At 65.3% G+C, this 12,857-nt stretch carries 13 protein-coding genes; 5 read left to right on the top strand and 8 right to left on the bottom strand.

The window, feature by feature from the left end; genetic code table 11:
• Positions 1-2 precede the first annotated feature (2 nt).
• The 3 genes from ACWAT4_RS01630 (at position 3) to ACWAT4_RS01620 (ending at position 3,069) form a co-directional block, all read left to right on the top strand.
• A complete protein-coding gene (locus tag ACWAT4_RS01630) occupies positions 3-389 on the top strand; it encodes a VOC family protein (RefSeq protein WP_212303222.1) in 387 nt (128 codons plus the stop codon).
• Between the two features lie 73 nt (positions 390-462).
• Entirely contained in the window at positions 463-705 is a 243-nt protein-coding gene (locus ACWAT4_RS01625) for a hypothetical protein (RefSeq protein ID WP_212303223.1), read from the top strand.
• Positions 706-924: 219 nt separating this feature from the next.
• Positions 925-3,069 (top strand): OmpA family protein, encoded by a 2,145-nt coding sequence (locus ACWAT4_RS01620; protein ID WP_449729657.1) that lies wholly within the window; start codon positions 925-927, stop codon positions 3,067-3,069.
• Positions 3,070-3,147: 78 nt separating this feature from the next.
• On the opposite strand, the gene argG is transcribed toward ACWAT4_RS01620, so the two are convergent.
• The 6 genes from argG to ACWAT4_RS01590 form a co-directional block, all read right to left on the bottom strand.
• Positions 3,148-4,485, bottom strand: coding sequence for an argininosuccinate synthase (gene argG / locus ACWAT4_RS01615; protein ID WP_449729656.1), 1,338 nt, complete (start codon positions 4,483-4,485; stop codon positions 3,148-3,150).
• 95 nt (positions 4,486-4,580) lie between these two features.
• Positions 4,581-5,357: a phosphatase PAP2 family protein gene (locus ACWAT4_RS01610; RefSeq protein ID WP_449729655.1), complete on the bottom strand. Its 777-nt coding sequence runs from the start codon at positions 5,355-5,357 to the stop codon at positions 4,581-4,583.
• 135 nt (positions 5,358-5,492) lie between these two features.
• Positions 5,493-5,987, bottom strand: a complete 495-nt coding sequence (locus ACWAT4_RS01605) for a hypothetical protein (RefSeq protein WP_212303273.1) — start codon at positions 5,985-5,987, stop codon at positions 5,493-5,495.
• 48 nt (positions 5,988-6,035) lie between these two features.
• On the bottom strand, positions 6,036-7,238 hold the full coding sequence (rlmN, locus tag ACWAT4_RS01600; RefSeq protein ID WP_212303227.1) for a dual-specificity RNA methyltransferase RlmN: 1,203 nt from the start codon (positions 7,236-7,238) through the stop codon (positions 6,036-6,038).
• A 169-nt stretch (positions 7,239-7,407) separates the two neighbouring features.
• Entirely contained in the window at positions 7,408-8,037 is a 630-nt protein-coding gene (locus tag ACWAT4_RS01595) for an invasion associated locus B family protein (protein WP_212303228.1), read from the bottom strand.
• Positions 8,038-8,152: 115 nt separating this feature from the next.
• Entirely contained in the window at positions 8,153-8,989 is an 837-nt protein-coding gene (locus ACWAT4_RS01590) for an SDR family oxidoreductase (RefSeq protein WP_449729654.1), read from the bottom strand.
• Between the two features lie 311 nt (positions 8,990-9,300).
• Between ACWAT4_RS01590 and ACWAT4_RS01585 the strand changes: the two genes are divergently transcribed.
• The gene (locus ACWAT4_RS01585) at positions 9,301-10,275 is read left to right on the top strand and encodes an NADPH:quinone oxidoreductase family protein (protein ID WP_212303230.1); all 975 of its coding nucleotides are present in this window, start codon (positions 9,301-9,303) and stop codon (positions 10,273-10,275) included.
• Positions 10,276-10,345: 70 nt separating this feature from the next.
• Here ACWAT4_RS01585 and ACWAT4_RS01580 read toward each other — a convergent pair whose 3' ends face one another.
• The gene (locus ACWAT4_RS01580; protein WP_212303231.1) at positions 10,346-10,726 is read right to left on the bottom strand and encodes a YkvA family protein; all 381 of its coding nucleotides are present in this window, start codon (positions 10,724-10,726) and stop codon (positions 10,346-10,348) included.
• Between the two features lie 91 nt (positions 10,727-10,817).
• Positions 10,818-11,120: a 4a-hydroxytetrahydrobiopterin dehydratase gene (locus ACWAT4_RS01575; protein ID WP_212303232.1), complete on the bottom strand. Its 303-nt coding sequence runs from the start codon at positions 11,118-11,120 to the stop codon at positions 10,818-10,820.
• 153 nt (positions 11,121-11,273) lie between these two features.
• Between ACWAT4_RS01575 and ACWAT4_RS01570 the strand changes: the two genes are divergently transcribed.
• Positions 11,274-12,719, top strand: a complete 1,446-nt coding sequence (locus ACWAT4_RS01570; RefSeq protein ID WP_212303233.1) for a TAXI family TRAP transporter solute-binding subunit — start codon at positions 11,274-11,276, stop codon at positions 12,717-12,719.
• The last annotated feature ends 138 nt before the right edge of the window (positions 12,720-12,857 follow it).

Here is a 12,857-nt window from a genome sequence, read left to right as displayed (position 1 = left end):
CCATGATCGATCATTTGGGCTTGTCCGTCTCTGACTATGAGGCCGCGAAGGCGTTCTACGCCAAGGCATTGGCGCCGCTCGATTACAGCCTGATCATGGAGGTGACGGCGGAGCAGACCGGCCACGCCGCAGCAGCAGGCTTCGGCGCCGACGGCAAGCCGGATTTCTGGATCGGCGGCGAAGGCGCGATGAACAAGCCGGTGCATGTCGCGATTCGCGCGAAGGACCGCGCGACGGTCGATGCATTCTACAAGGCAGCAATGGCAGCCGGCGGTCGCGACAACGGACCGCCCGGCCTTCGCCCGCATTATCACGCGGACTATTACGGCGCCTTCGTGCTCGATCCCGACGGCCACAACATCGAGGCCGTCTGTCACGCGCCGGAATAGGACGGCGCGCTGCGGGAACATCGGCGCGGCATCCTCGTTGTCGTTCTCCTGACAACTGATCTCCATGATGCCGATGCCGATCGAACCGCCCGAGATACCGCCATCGACACCCGGCACGCCGACCGAGCCGCCGCCGGGAATTCCGCCGGGCAATCCGCAGCCTGAGATCACGCCGCCGGTGCACGAACCCGGCGAATCACCGCGGCCCGACGAATTGCCGGGCCGCATGCCGGAAGAGATTCCTTCGCGCGGACCAAGCGGTCCGCTCGCGCCGAATCCCGCGACGGATGCCAATTCGTCGCAGGATCACATGTGAGACGAGAGCGAACACATGTGAGGCGATTGCAACCTGCGTCTGAATGCGCAATGAACGTCGCCATAGTGACGTGATTTGCGTGCAGAAATAAATCGGGCCGCGACCGCTCCGCCCGCCACAATGCGGCCTAACGCGTAGCCGTTCATTCCAACACTTCGTCAAACGACGCTCCGTCAAACCAAGACTTCGTCAAAGAACCTTCCGGGGAAGTTGAACCACATGACCAACCTTCGTTTCGTGCTGCTCGCCACGACGGCTCTAACCGCGATGCAATTCGCAAGCTCCGCATCGCATGCGCAAAGCGCGCCGCCGCTCGTGGTCGCGCAGGCCCAGCCAGAATTGGGCCCTGACGGAAAACCGAAGCAGGCTCCGAAGGAAGCGCCAAAGGGACCGCCGCCCGCAGCACGTCCGGCGGCTCCACCGCCGCCAGCCGCACCTCCGCCCGCCGCCCCCGCACGTCCGGTCGCGCCGCCGCCCGCGGCTGCACCGCCGCATCCGCCCGCCGCACCTCCGCCGGCTGCTGCGCCGTCACGCCCGACGCCACCGCCTCCGCCGGCCCCGCCGCCCGCGACCCATCAGGCACCTCCTCCGCCCCCGCCGCCGCCCGCTGCACCCAAGGCGCCGACGCCGCCTCCGGCTGCAGCCCCGCAGCAGCATGCGCCCACGCCGCCTCCTCCGGCAGCAGCGCCGCAGCAGCACGCCCCTGCACCGACTCCGCCGCCGCCCGCGGCAGCACCGGCGCGACCGGCTACTCCGCCTCCGCCGCCTCCACCTGCTGCAGCCACGCCGCCCGCAGCGGCTCCTGCAGCACGGCCTGCGCCCGCGGCAACGCCAGCTCCGACCGCAACGCCATCGCCCGCAGGCCCGGCAGCTCGTCCGGCAACACCACCTGCCGCGACAACGACACCCACGCCGTCCGCAACGCCAGCGCCTGGCACCACGCCGCCCGGACGCCCCGGCGCTCCCCCGGCTGCGGGAACACCGGCTCCAGCTCCAGGTGCCACGCCGGCGCCAGGTGGCACCCCGACGACGCCGCCCGTGCGTCCGGGCGCGCCACCGGCTGCCGGAACCCCAGGTGCCGCTCCGGCTCCGACGGCAACGCCGGCGCCCGGCGGCGCAGTGACGCCGCCGCCAGGACGTCAGGGTGGAACGCCGCCCGCGGGCGCACCCGCTGCCGGAACACCGCCTGCAGCGCCGCCGCAGGCCGGTGCCCTGCCGCGTCCCCCGGCTCCGCCGCCCGGTGCCGCGGCACCAACGGTCGTTCCTGCCACGCCGGCCGCAGCACCGCCGCCTAACAAGGCGCAATATGCGCCGCCGACAGTTGCGCCGGCCTTCCGCGCCGCCCCGACAGTCGCAGCACCGCTGCCGCCGCCGCCGCGTCCGCCGCAGCGTGACTTGACGCCGCTTGCGATCGGCGCGGGCGTGGTGGCTGGTGCCGTGATCGGCGCCACCATCGCCGACTACCGCAATCAACGGCAGGAGGTCGTGGAAGGCGGCCGCACCATCTACACCGAGCCGGACCGCATCATCATTCGCGACCCCAGCGGTCAGGAATATGTCCGCGGCAACGATCTCTACCGCTTCCGTTATGGCGCGCGGGATATCCGCACCGAGACGGTCGGCGGCGAAACCCGAACGGTCGTGATCCGCCCTGACGGCACCGAGATCATCACGGTGGTCGGTCCGGACGGAAGCTTGATGCGCCGTATCCGCAGAGATCAGCGCGGACGGGAGATCGTGATCATCGACAACACCTATCGCGATCCGCGGGCGGTCGGCGGCTTCTATGTCGACGTGCCGCCGCCGGTGGTCAACATCCCCTACGATCGCTACATCGTCGACGCCGAGGAAGCGTCGCCGCAGGTGATCTACGACACGATGCGGGCGCCGCCGGTGCAACGGATCGAACGACGCTACTCGCTCGACGAGATCCGCTACTCGCCGAACGTCCGCATGGCGATGCCGAGCATCGACGTCAACACGATCAACTTCGAGACGGGATCTTGGACCATTCCGCCGGACCAGGCGGCGCGGCTGCAGGTGATCGCCGACGGCATCAACCAGGCGATCCAGGCCAACCCGCAGGAGGTGTTCCTGATCGAGGGCCACACCGATGCTGTTGGTAACGACGTCGACAATCTGTCACTGTCGGATCGCCGGGCGCAGGCCGCGGCCGAATTGCTGACCCAGCAGTTTGGCGTGCCCGCGGAGAACCTGACGTCGCAAGGCTACGGCAAGCAGTATCTGAAGGAGCAGACGGACGGCCCGAGCCGGATCAACCGGCGCGTCACCGTTCGCCGCATCACGCCGCTGCTCAACGGCGGCCAGGCCAACGCGGCACCGCCTCCGCCGCCGCGGCAGTAAGCGTATTGCAAAGAGAAAATGGCCGGGAGCGATCCCGGCCATTTTTTGTTTTGGTTGTTACGCGCGAGACCTGTGACCTCAGCCCTTGTCGCTCTCGAGCTTGAAGATCTGCGAGCCTTCGCTGCCGGACAGCAGGCCGGTCTTCGAATAAAGACCGAGCTTGGTGCGGGTGTCGGCGATGTCGAGATTGCGCATGGTGAGCTGGCCGATGCGGTCGGCCGGCGTGAACGGAGCGTCCTCAACCTTCTCCATGCTCAGCCGCTCCGGCGCATAGGTGAGGTTGGGGCTCTCGGTGTTGAGAATCGAATAGTCGTTGCCGCGACGCAGTTCCAGCGTGACCTCGCCGGTGACGGCGCTTGCGACAAAGCGCTGCGCGGTATCGCGCAGCATCAGGGCCTGCGAGTCGAACCAGCGGCCCTGATAGAGCAGACGTCCGAGACGCATGCCGCTGATGCGGTACTGCTCGATGGTGTCCTCGTTGTGGATGCCGGTGACGAGACGCTCATAGGCGATGTGCAGCAACGCCATGCCCGGCGCTTCATAGATGCCGCGGCTCTTGGCCTCGATGATGCGGTTCTCGATCTGGTCGCTCATGCCGAGGCCGTGGCGGCCGCCGATGGCGTTGGCTTCAAGGAACAGCGCAACGGGATCAGAGAAAGTCTTGCCGTTCAGCGCGGTGGGCTGGCCTTCCTCGAAACGCACGACGACCTTCTCGGCCTTCACAACGCAATCGTCGCGCCAGAACGGCACGCCCATGATCGGGTTGACGATCTTGATGCCGCTGTCGAGGCTTTCGAGATCCTTCGCTTCATGCGTGGCGCCGAGCAGATTGCTGTCGGTCGAATACGCCTTCTCGGCGCTCATCTTGTAGGCAAAGCCCTGCGCGGTCATGAACGCCGACATTTCGGCCCGGCCGCCGAGCTCGTCGATGAACTGCTGGTCGAGCCAGGGCTTGTAGATGCGCAAGCTCGGATTGGTCAGCAGGCCGTAACGATAGAAGCGCTCGATGTCGTTGCCCTTGAAGGTCGAACCGTCGCCCCAGATGTTGACACCATCTTCCTTCATCGCCGCGACCAGCATCGTGCCGGTGACCGCGCGTCCGAGCGGCGTGGTGTTGAAATAGGTGATGCCGCCGGTCGAGATGTGGAAGGCGCCGGACTGGATCGCGGCGATGCCTTCGTGGACGAGTTGCGTGCGGCAATCGACCAGCACGGCCTTCTCGGCACCGAACGCTTCGGCCTTGCGCGGGATCTCGTTGTAATCGGCCTCATCGGGCTGGCCGAGATTGGCGGTATAGGCGTAGCAACGCGCGCCCTTCTGCTTCATCCAGAGCAGCGCCGCTGACGTGTCGAGGCCGCCCGAAAACGCGATGCCGACTTTCTCACCCTTGGGCAGGCTTTTCAGGATCGTGGTCATGGGGCTTCCAATCGAGGCTTAAGGGGCTGATGCGAGCGGCGTGGTTTGACCGCGCGAATATCAAATTTCGCAGCGCTCGGCACGCATTTAATGGCTTAAACCGACGGCTCAGGACCGGTCTTGCGGCCGAACAAGCGCTTGCGGAGCCGGTAGGCGGGCATGTTCAGCCGGGTCAGGGCGGCATCGACCGCCTCGTCCGAAAACCGGGTCCGCGGCCAGCGGTAGATCAGCGCGTAGCCGAACCAGATCACGACGAAGGTGACGAGGCCCGCTGTGGCGACATCAGTGAAGAAATGCCCGCCAAAGGCCATGCGGAGCCCGCTGGTGGCGGCACCGAACACCACCGCGCCGGCATAGGCGAGCGGCCGCCATGCCGGTGGCGCGAGCGCAGCCGGGGCCAGCGTCCAGAACGCGGTCGCACCTTCGCCCGAAAAGAACGAGCAGTTGCGCGCGCAATCGCCGCGCGGATCCCACCATGCCACGAACTGCTGGTCGCCGGCGAACTCGGTCACCACCACCGGCCGCGGCCGGCCCCAATAGGTCTTGAAGGTGAGATTGGTGAGAACGCCGGCCGACAGGATGATGGTGACCAGCAGGAATACGATCGCGCGGCCCGACACCATCAGGGGACGGTCGGGACGGATCATCTTGACCACGAGCGCGACCAGCGAAGGCAGCATGAAGGCCCAGGAGACCCACATCGCAGCGTCACGCCCAATCCCGGCCCAGCCGTTCAGCTTGAGCGGAAAGGACTTGGTCTCGGGATCGAAGAACAGCGCGGCGAGCTTGAGATCGAGCTCGGGATAGAGGCCGAAAACGACGCCGATCACGAGCCACAGCGCCAGGGCGATGAAGAGTCCGGTACGGTTCATGGCGCGCGGTTTAGCGGAGTGGGACGGGGATGAAAACCCTCGCAACCGTCATTCCGGGATGGTCCGAAGGACCAGACCCGGAATCTCGAGATTCCGGGTTCGGCTCTTCGAGCCGCCCCGGAATGACAGCGGAAATCACCGCGCATCCGGCCTTGAATTCGAGGGCAGCGGCGGAGGCGGCCTGTGTGGAGGCGGTGGGATGCGCCAGGCGCCGGCATTGCGGCCGGCGATCAGCCAGTAGACGACACCGGCGACAATGCCTGCACCAGTCATGATCTCGAGATGACGCCGCACGATGCCTTCGAATTGAAACGTATCAGGATGGAACGGGACGAGGCCGAGATAGCAGGCGAGCCCGACGAGGCCGCCGCCGACGGCATAGGCCAGCGCGCTGCGGATATAGAGCGCCTCGGTGATCGCGACGATCACCGCCGCTGGCACCAGCGCGAAACCTGAGACGAAGATGAAGCCGAATCCGAGCAGGATGTCGATCGTGCCCTGATCAACGGGGCCGGCGCCGAGATCGGAAAATTCCGGAAACAGCAGCGCGCCGACAACGATCATGCCGCCGACGAAACAGGCGGCGAGAAAGCCGAAGAAGATGACAATGAGGCGGCCGATCAGGGACATCACGGGAAAGCCACCGTTGCCGTCATTGCGAGCGCGCGGCGCGCATCCTCAATCCGTCATCGCCATTGCGCGCAGCGCCTGGCGCTCGCGCGCGCTGAGCTTCTCCGTCTCCGACTTGAGCTGGCCGCAGGCGGCGAGAATGTCGCGGCCACGCGGGGTACGCACCGGCGAGGAATAGCCAGCGTTGAAAATGTACTCGGAGAATTTCTCGATCTGGTCCCAGTCCGAGCATTCATAGGCCGTGCCGGGCCAGGGATTGAACGGAATGAGGTTGATCTTGGCGTGAATGCCCTTGAGCAGCTTCACCAGCAGTTTTGCATCGTCGAGCGAATCGTTGACGCCCTTGAGCATCACATATTCGAAGGTGATGCGGCGTGCATTCGAGGCGCCGGGATAGTCGCGGCAGGCCTGCAGCAGCTCCTTGATCGGATATTTGCGGTTGAGCGGCACGAGCTCGTTGCGCAGCTCGTCGCGCACCGCATGCAGCGAGATCGCGAGCATGACGCCGATCTCCTCGCCGGCGCGCACGATGTTCGGCACCACGCCCGAGGTCGAGAGCGTGATGCGGCGGCGGGAGATGCCGATGCCTTCATTGTCGCCGACGATCAAAAGCGCATCGCGCACCGCGTCGAAATTGTAGAGCGGCTCGCCCATGCCCATCATCACGATGTTGGTGACGCGGCGCGTGCCGTCCTCGCGATCGGCCCAATCATTGAGGCGATCGCGCGCGACCATGATCTGGCCGACGATCTCGCCGGCGGTGAGATTGCGCACCAGGCGCTGCGTGCCGGTGTGACAGAACGAGCAGTTCAGCGTGCAGCCGACCTGCGAGGAGACGCAGAGCGTGCCGCGATCGGTTTCGGGGATGTAGACGCACTCGACTTCATGCGCCTTCTCGACGTTGTCGCCGCTCGGCAGACGCAGCAGCCATTTGCGGGTGCCGTCGTTGGAGATCTGCTCGGCCACGACCTCGGGCCGGTCGACGGTGAAATGCTGCGCGAGCTCGGCGCGAATGCCCTTCGAGACCGAGGTCATATCGTCGAAGCTTTGGGCGCCGCGGAAATACATCCAGTGCCACAGCTGCTGCACGCGCATCTTGCGCTGCGAGGGCTGAACGCCGATGTCGCCGAGGCGATCGGCAAGCTCGGTGCGCGACAGGCCGATCAGCGAGGGCTTCGCCGGCGGCACATAGGTTTCGAGTGGAGTCTTCTCCACCAGGATTGCGTCGCGCGGCTCGGTCGTCGGTTGCATTGAATGGACCTGATTACGTGGTCGTTCCGGGGCGGCGCGAAGCGTCGGACCCGGAACCTCGAGATTCCGGGCCTGGTCCTTCGGACCATCCCGGAATGACGGAAAAACTTGGAACCGCACCTATATAGCAACCGGAACCGCCGATTGCGACCGCGGCGATGACTTAGCCTTACCGCCTGCAGTCCTGCGCGATCTTGTCGAGCGCCTGGGCAAGGCCCTTCAGCGAAAACGTGTCGGTCGTCTCCGTGCCCTTGGCCGAGACGCCCTTGACCACGAGATCCGCGGATTTGCGCATGGCTTCCACCATCCGCTCTTCCTCGGCGGCGTTCTTGATCCAGAGCCCGTCGCCCTGCGTGTACATCGCAAACGCCGCGCCGCCGACCTCGACGGTCGATTCCGAACCGGGCTTCAGCGCGTAGCCGATCATCACCGAGACTTCGTTGCTCACCTTCTCGGCCGGGCGGGTCGAGACAAAGGCATAGGCGGGATCGCGCGGCCGGTTCGGCGGGTTGGTCTTGGACGACGCAGGCTTAGCCAGCGCAAAGCAGACCTTCTTGCCGTTGGGCGTCGCCGAATAGGCACCCCAGGTGCCGAACTGGCCGATCAGCGTCGGCTCAGCGCCACCGGCAACCGCCGCGGCAGGGCCAACCGGCTTGCTCTCGGGCTTGGCTGCCGTCTTGGCGGCGGCCGCCGGCTTTGCGGCAGCCTTCGGCGCCGGTTGCGCCGTCTGCGCCCGCGCGGAATCGGAGATTCCACAGGCCATTACGCCAGTCATCAAAGCTAAAAGCACCCGCCACATGCTGGAGTGGTTCCCTCAATATTGTGACTGGAAGATGGCCCGGCCGCGCGTTGTCCCCGAGTCAGGGATAACCGGGAAAGTCCAATTTGGGAAGGCAGTTAGCGGGACGACATGGTTAGCTTTTGGACCGCGCAGCGCGCTGTTCGGCCCATTGCGTCTCGCTCCATCGCAGCAGGTCCTCGGCGCCGGAACTGCGCAAATGCGCGCCGCCGTCGATCACCACCATCTCGCCGTTGATGTAAGCAGCGCGGTCCGAGACCAGGAAGCTGGCGAGGTCGGCCAGTTCGCCGTGCTCGCCGACGCGTCCTAGCGGATTGCGGATCAGGCTGTCGTCACGGCCCTGGAGCCGCAACTGTCCGGACGCGCCCGGCGTCGGGAACGGCCCCGGCGCGATCGCGACGGTGCGGATGCCCTTCGGGCCCCACTCCACCGCGAGGCTCTTGGTCATCGCCAACACCGCCGATTTCGCCATCGCCGAGGGAACCGTGAAGGCGCGGCCGGTGATGGTCGAGGTTGAGAGGATCGACAGCACGACGCCATCGTGCTTGCCGTCGATCCAGCGCTTGCCGGCGGCAAGCGTGCAATACATCGCGCCATGCAGCGTCGGCGCCAGGATCGCATCGGCGGCGTGGAAGGAGAGGTGTTCGCTCTGCGCGATGAAGGTCGCGGCAGCGTTGTTGACGAGAATGTCGAGTGGCGCCTCGCGCCAGATCGCATCCATCATCACATCGACGGCGGCGCCGTCGCGAACATCACATGCGATCGTCGTGACCTTGCCGCCGGTCTGCGCGCGCATCTCAGCTGCTGTGGTCTCGAGACGGTCGAGCTTGCGGCCGCAGATCACGAGCTCGGCGCCGAGTGTGAGAAAACGCCGCCCCATCGCAGCGCCGAGGCCCGAGCCGCCGCCGGTGACGAGGATGCGCTTGCCCCTGAGCAGACCTGTTTCAAACATCGTTTGAATCCCTTTCTCCTCAACCCGCAATGACAACGAAGCCACCACTCTCACCTCTCGTCGTTCTGGCGAAAGCCAGGACCCATTACCACAACGGGCGGTTTGGCGAAGATTATCCGCTGCGCGGCAAATGCACGGGAAATTTGCGCGGACCCAATTTCAAGACGGGGTAATGGGTCCTGGCTTTCGCCAGGACGACATCGTGGAAACATCGGAGCACAGCCGACAAAGAATCCGGATTGTCGCCCGTGCTTAAATCCGGCAGAAACGGCCCAACCATAACTCCACTCGAAACGCCCCAAGGTGCCGCCATGAAAGCCATCCTCTGCTCGCAATATTGCCAGCCCGACGATCTCGTGCTCGCCGATGTGCCGGATCCGGTGGCGGGCCCCGGCGAAGCCGTGATCGCGATCAAGGCAGCGGCGCTGAACTTCTTCGACATCCTGATGATTCAGGGCAAGTACCAGATCAAGCCGCCGTTCCCGTTCTCGCCGGCCGCGGAAGTCGCCGGCGTGATCGAGAGCATCGGACCCGGCGTCACTGATCTCAAGGTCGGCGATCGCGTGGTTGCCTCCTGCGGCCACAACGGTGCGCGCGAAAAGATCGCACTGCCCGCGGCAGGAATCGTGAAGATTCCCGACAATCTCGATTACGATCGCGCGGCCGGCATCATCATCATCTACGGCACCGCGCTGCATGCGCTGGAGGATCGCGCAAGCCCGAAGCCGGGCGAGACGCTCGCGGTGTTAGGTGCGGCCGGCGGCACGGGCCTTGCGGCTTGCGAACTCGGCAAGCTGATGGGCCTGAAGGTCATCGCCTGCGCCTCGTCGGACGAGAAGCTTGCCTTCGCGAAGGCGCATGGCGCCGAGCTGACGCTGAATTACGGCAAGGAAGATCTGAAGGAAGGCCTGCGCAAGCTCACCGACGGCAAGGGCGTCGACATCATCTTCGATCCGGTGGGTGGTGCGTATGCCGAGCAGGCGCTGCGCTCGATTGCGTGGGAGGGCCGCTTCCTCGTGATCGGCTTCGCCGCCGGCGACATTCCGAAGATGCCGTTGAACCTCGCGCTGTTGAAGGGCTGCGACATCCGTGGCGTGTTCTGGGGCGCCTGGACCCGGCTCAACCCCGCCAAGAATCGCGCCAATCTCGAGAAGCTCGTGAAGTGGACCGCGGAAGGAAAAATCTCCTCGCATGTCGATCGCACCTTCCCGCTGGCGCAGACCGCCGACGCGCTCAAGGTGCTCGCGGGACGCCAGGCCATGGGCAAGGTGATCCTGCATCCGTGAGGATGTGCCAAACTATCTCCAGATGTCGTCCCGGCGAAGGCCGGAACGACGTCGGAGTGAGAGCGGCACGCTACGCCGCCTCACCCTCATCCACCCCGCGCTTCAACGCGGCGCGGGCGGCTTCGCGATGCTCCGATGTAATATGGCTGGCGACCATGCGAATGGCGGTGGCGAGAATGGCAGCATCGTCGGTGAAACCGAGCACCGGCATCACATCGGGGATGAAGTCGAACGGCAGGATGAAATAGGCGATCGCACCCAACAGCGACGCCTGGACATGGCGCGGGGTCTGCCGGTCGAAAGCGCAGTAATAGGCGGCAAGCAGATCCTCGGTGAACGGCAGATGCGCGGCGACGCGCTTCAGCTTGCGCCAGAAGCGGCGGCGCACGCTTTCACGATCCTCCGCGAGCCGATCGGCCGGCTCGAAGCCGACACTGTGTTCGGCAGCCATGTTCGAGAACTCCCCGTTCAGCCCAACGCGGCGGATGGCCACATCACCCTGCTGATCACAACATGGGGATGCGCACCCTGCCTGCAAGATGTCAGCCGGGCGTCAGCTTTGCGATAGCGTTCATCGCGGTGGCAAGCTCGATGTCGAGCTTGGTGACGCCACCGGCGTCATGGGTTGACAGCACCACCTCGACCGTCTTGTAGACATTGCGCCATTCGGGGTGGTGATCCATCTTCTCGGCGACCAGCGCCGCCCGGGTCATGAAACCGAATGCCTCGTTGAAATCCCTGAAGACAAAGGTTTTCCCGATGGCATCGCGGCCCTGGACCTCGGTCCAGCCCGGAATACCGCCCAGTGCCTGCTTGCGTGCGTCCGCCGATAGCCGCTCTGCCATGATGGCCCTCCGTTTTCAGGGGAACTTTACCCTAACACCGAGCTTACGATCCGGGTCCAAAGCGGGATCTCGCCGATCCGCTAACCATGACGGAGATGTAACCCCGCGGGACAAGAAATTTGCTACAATTGCGGGCGTAAATCGCCGGCCAAGATGAAACTGAGCCTGAAGCGCCTGTTTGGGAGATCGATGACCGGGGGATTGGACCTGGCCGAAACGCCCTCTCCGCCTTCGCCGCGATCCGCGGCGCGGAAGACGGCACTCGTGTCTCTGGCGCTGGTGCTCGCCGTCATCGGCGCGCTCGCCGGCGGCTATTATTTCGCGATGCGGCCGGTGACGCTGAAGATCGCGGTTGGCCCCGCCAACAGCGACGACCTCAAAGTGGTGCAGACACTGACGCAGGCCTTCGTGCAGAGCAAAGGCTTCGTGCGGCTGCGCCCGATCCAGACCGACGGCGCCACCGCCAGTGCCAATCTGCTCGCCGAGGGCAAGGCCGATCTCGCCATCGTGCGCGGCGATCTCGACGTCCCCAAGAACGCGCAGGCCGTCGCGACGCTGCGCAAGAACGTCGTGGTGCTGTGGTCCGTGCCCGGCAAGGGCAAGAAGAAGGGCGCGAAGATCACCAAGATCGCGCAGCTCGCCGGCCATCGTGTCGGCGTAGTCGGCCGCACCCAGGCCAACGTCAATCTGCTCAAGGTGATCCTGCAGCAATACGGCGTCGATCCCGCCAAGGTCGAGATCGTGCAATTCCCGGCGAGCGAAGTCGCCGAAGCAATCAAGTCACAGAAGGCCGACGTCTATCTCGCGGCCGGTCCCGTCAATAGCAAGATCACCGCGGACGCGATCGCGGCTTCCGCCAAGGATGGCGGTACGCCGACCTTCCTGGCGATCGATTCGGCCGACGCGATCGCGCAGAACCATCCGGTCTATGAATCCTCCGAGATTCCTGCCGGCACTTACGGCGGCTCGCCCGATCGTCCCGAGGACGAGGTCAAGACCATCAGCTTCTCGCATCACATCGTGGCGCGCAAAGGCCTGTCCGAGACCACGGTCGCAGTCTTCACCCGGCAGCTTTTCGCCGTGCGCCAGCAATTGCTGACCGAATTCCCGCAAGCCGCCAAGATCGAGACGCCCGACACCGACAAGGACGCGGTGATCCCCGTGCATCCAGGCGCCGCCGCCTTCGTCGACGGCGAGGAGAAGACCTTCCTCGACAAGTACAGCGATTACATCTGGTGGAGCCTGATGGCACTCTCGGCCATGGGCTCGATCGGCGCGTGGTTCGCAGGCTATCTGAAAAAGGACGAGCGCGACAACAACAGCCATCTGCGCGAACGCCTGCTCGACATGCTCGCGGCGGCCCGCAAGAGCGAGACGGCCGACGAGCTGGACCAGATGCAGGCCGAGGCCGACGAGATCTTGCGCGACACCTTGCGCTGCTATGATCACGGCGCCATCGAGGAGGGCGCGCTGACCGCCTTCAACATCGCACTCGACCAATTCCACGCCGCGGTCGCCGACCGCAAGGCCGTGCTGACCAGCCTGCCTCAGAACCTGCAGCGCGCCGGCGCGCAATTCCGGGCCGCCGGCAATGCATAATCGCCTGCGCGCGTAATTGCCGCGTCACATTGTCTCAATATAGCTCCCGCTGTCATTCCGGAGCGCGCGAAGCGTGCATCCGGAATCTCGAGATCCGGGTCTGGCGCTCACGCGCCATCCCGGAATGACGGCGCAAGA

Source organism: Bradyrhizobium sp. T-1, from assembly GCF_053592855.1.
The sequence above is the reverse complement of the archived record's forward strand: the minus strand, read 5'-3'. Positions and strand labels throughout refer to the sequence as shown.

Bases quoted from the DNA above. Each gene is read 5' to 3' on its own strand.
- ACWAT4_RS01630 (WP_212303222.1), top strand. From the start codon at position 3: ATGATCGATCATTTGGGCTTGTCCGTCTCTGACTATGAGGCCGCGAAG.
- ACWAT4_RS01625 (WP_212303223.1), top strand. From the start codon at position 463: ATGCCGATCGAACCGCCCGAGATACCGCCATCGACACCCGGCACGCCG.
- ACWAT4_RS01620 (WP_449729657.1), top strand. From the start codon at position 925: ATGACCAACCTTCGTTTCGTGCTGCTCGCCACGACGGCTCTAACCGCG.
- argG (WP_449729656.1), bottom strand. From the start codon at position 4,485: ATGACCACGATCCTGAAAAGCCTGCCCAAGGGTGAGAAAGTCGGCATC.
- ACWAT4_RS01610 (WP_449729655.1), bottom strand. From the start codon at position 5,357: ATGAACCGTACCGGACTCTTCATCGCCCTGGCGCTGTGGCTCGTGATC.
- ACWAT4_RS01605 (WP_212303273.1), bottom strand. From the start codon at position 5,987: ATGTCCCTGATCGGCCGCCTCATTGTCATCTTCTTCGGCTTTCTCGCC.
- rlmN (WP_212303227.1), bottom strand. From the start codon at position 7,238: ATGCAACCGACGACCGAGCCGCGCGACGCAATCCTGGTGGAGAAGACT.
- ACWAT4_RS01595 (WP_212303228.1), bottom strand. From the start codon at position 8,037: ATGTGGCGGGTGCTTTTAGCTTTGATGACTGGCGTAATGGCCTGTGGA.
- ACWAT4_RS01590 (WP_449729654.1), bottom strand. From the start codon at position 8,989: ATGTTTGAAACAGGTCTGCTCAGGGGCAAGCGCATCCTCGTCACCGGC.
- ACWAT4_RS01585 (WP_212303230.1), top strand. From the start codon at position 9,301: ATGAAAGCCATCCTCTGCTCGCAATATTGCCAGCCCGACGATCTCGTG.
- ACWAT4_RS01580 (WP_212303231.1), bottom strand. From the start codon at position 10,726: ATGGCTGCCGAACACAGTGTCGGCTTCGAGCCGGCCGATCGGCTCGCG.
- ACWAT4_RS01575 (WP_212303232.1), bottom strand. From the start codon at position 11,120: ATGGCAGAGCGGCTATCGGCGGACGCACGCAAGCAGGCACTGGGCGGT.
- ACWAT4_RS01570 (WP_212303233.1), top strand. From the start codon at position 11,274: ATGAAACTGAGCCTGAAGCGCCTGTTTGGGAGATCGATGACCGGGGGA.